1 protein-coding gene is annotated in these 807 nt (G+C 37.8%); it reads left to right on the top strand.

Going from position 1 to position 807, the window contains the following annotated elements; genetic code table 11:
• Positions 1–98: 98 nt before the first annotated feature.
• Positions 99–807: hypothetical protein (locus tag L1D50_RS23175; RefSeq protein ID WP_239966954.1), on the top strand; the 709-nt coding region annotated here is incomplete at its 3' end.

The following is an 807-nucleotide window of genomic DNA, read 5'->3' as shown; positions in this document are numbered from 1 at the left end:
AAATCATATGTTTATGAATTTTATTTTTGCTAGGTGTTACTTAGGACTAATTGCTGGAGCAGTATTTGCACTGCCTGTTACAGTAAACAGGAGGCTTTATGGCAAGCAAAAATACTACACTTATATTCAGCATAGCACTGAACGGGTACCAAATTAGATATCGCCGCCATCTTGAGAGTCAGCGCAGATATGCGGAAAAAATGGGATACGAATATATTGTTGTTGAAAAGCCGTGGGTGACAAATCTTGGTGCTGAGTGTTGTTGGCTCAAGTTGTACTTATTACGCGCAGCATTGACAGCCGGTTACCAATACGTCTTATTTGTTGATGCTGATGCCTACATTCAAAATGATTGTCCTGAACTGGCAAGTCTAGTAAAACCAGATAAATTTTTGTTTATGGCGAAAGGATATAGCGGCAAGCTAAACTCAGGAGTGATGTTAATGAAATCATGCTCTGAGTCTATTGCGTGGTTAGATCAAATCATTAACGCAATCCATGAGCCTGTTTCAGACATAGATACCGTGGGTTGGGGAGAAAACGGCCATGTAATTCACTTTGCAAAAGGCTGTGATGGGTTAGAAGTTATTAATGAAAAGTGGAATAACACAAGAAGTGAACAGTGTGAAGATTATATAAGACATTTTAATTATGGCCCAATGAAAAGCTCTTTCCTCGATATCATCTTTCATCGAATTGTTTTTAAATTTTCGAAATTAATGCTGCGTTGCAATTTAAATAAAAAGTCTGAAATGGCTGAAAAGTTGAAAAAGGTACAAGAGCGGATCCCAATATTGTTTAACAGGG

Origin of the sequence: Pseudoalteromonas sp. Isolate6 (genome assembly GCF_022398435.1) — a bacterium.
GTDB lineage: Bacteria > Pseudomonadota > Gammaproteobacteria > Enterobacterales > Alteromonadaceae > Pseudoalteromonas > Pseudoalteromonas galatheae.
Note: the sequence above shows the minus strand (reverse complement) of the source record. Positions and strands in the feature narration are given on the sequence as shown.